This window comes from Planotetraspora thailandica (assembly GCF_016863335.1).
GTDB lineage: Bacteria > Actinomycetota > Actinomycetes > Streptosporangiales > Streptosporangiaceae > Planotetraspora > Planotetraspora thailandica.
In genome coordinates this window covers 1-1187 of sequence record NZ_BOOR01000120.1, presented here as the reverse complement: position 1 = coordinate 1187, position 1187 = coordinate 1, and the positions used below count along the sequence as shown (strand labels likewise).

Annotated in this window: 1 protein-coding gene; it reads right to left on the bottom strand. The window is 68.7% G+C overall.

Annotated features, from left to right (window positions below; genetic code table 11):
* A partial coding sequence (locus Pth03_RS41110) for a metallophosphoesterase family protein (RefSeq protein ID WP_203949951.1) occupies window positions 1-1187 on the bottom strand: 1187 nt, incomplete at both ends.

Here is a 1187-nt window from a genome sequence, read left to right as displayed (position 1 = left end):
GACGACACGACCTGGATGGTCTTCGAGGTCGTGATCGGTGCGAGCGAGCTGTCGTCGGTGTAGGCGCGCATCGAGTCGTTGGTGACCGATACGGTGACCGAGCCCGTACGCAGCGCGGTGAGGGTCCGGGTCTGCGGGTCGAGGATCGCGACGATCTTGTGTGACTTGCGGGCCTTGTCGACGGCGTCCTTGCCGCTGCCGATCGCCAGGTTGGACGAGCCGCTCCAGTCGACCGACATCGGGTAGCGCAGCGGCACGACACGCGTGCCCGTCGACACGCCCTGGGGCTGCACGATGCTGCCCGAGAGCTGCGCCGTCTCGCCCGCCTCGAGCGAGTCCGGGGTGTTGAGCGTGATGGACTGCGCGAAGGCGCGCACGTCGGCCTCGAGCCACTGCCGGCCGGCGTCCTGCCGCGCGTCGACGGACCAGTCGACCCATCCGGTGAAGCCGCCGCGGTCCGGCGTGCCGTACGGGTCCTTGCCGGAGGACGGCAGCACCATGTACGGGACGCCTTCGAGGCGGTGGACGTTGGCGATCTGGGCGTGGGATCCGACCATCGCGGCGCCCTTGCCCGTGGAGTCACGGAAGTTCGTGAGCATGTTCTCGATGAGCGCGACCTCGTCGCGGTCGCCGAGCTGGCTGGACTTCGTCTCGGCGGGGTCGTCCACCGGGTGGTGGGCGAACACCAGGACGTTGTGCACCGACTTGTCGTTCTTGGCGTCGGCGAGCGCCTGCTGCATCATCGGGAGCTGGTCCCAGGCCGACCCGCGCAGCGACCCGAGGGAGCTGGCGAGCAGGATGAACCGGGTGCCCTTGTGGTCGAACGTCCGGTACGGCCGGCCGAACTCGTTGGTGAAGTTCGTCAGGTCGGACTGGACGTTGTTGAGGCCGTAGGACTCGTGGTTGCCCGGCACGTAGTAGCACGGGATCGAGCCGGCCTTCGGGTTCGGGGTGCTGTTTGCGGCCGGCTCCTGGCCGACCGGGATGAGGTCGCATCCGGCGTCGGTGAGCACTTGGCGGGCGAGCGTGAGGTCTTGGGGCAGGCCGCGGTCGGTGATGTCGCCGTTGAGGACGAGCAGGTCGGGCTTGGTCTGACGGATCCGCTTGATGGCGGTCGTCGCGACCTGGGTCAGCGCCGGGTTGTCGGCCGTGAACTGCACGTCCGACAGCGTGGCGAACTGCCACGT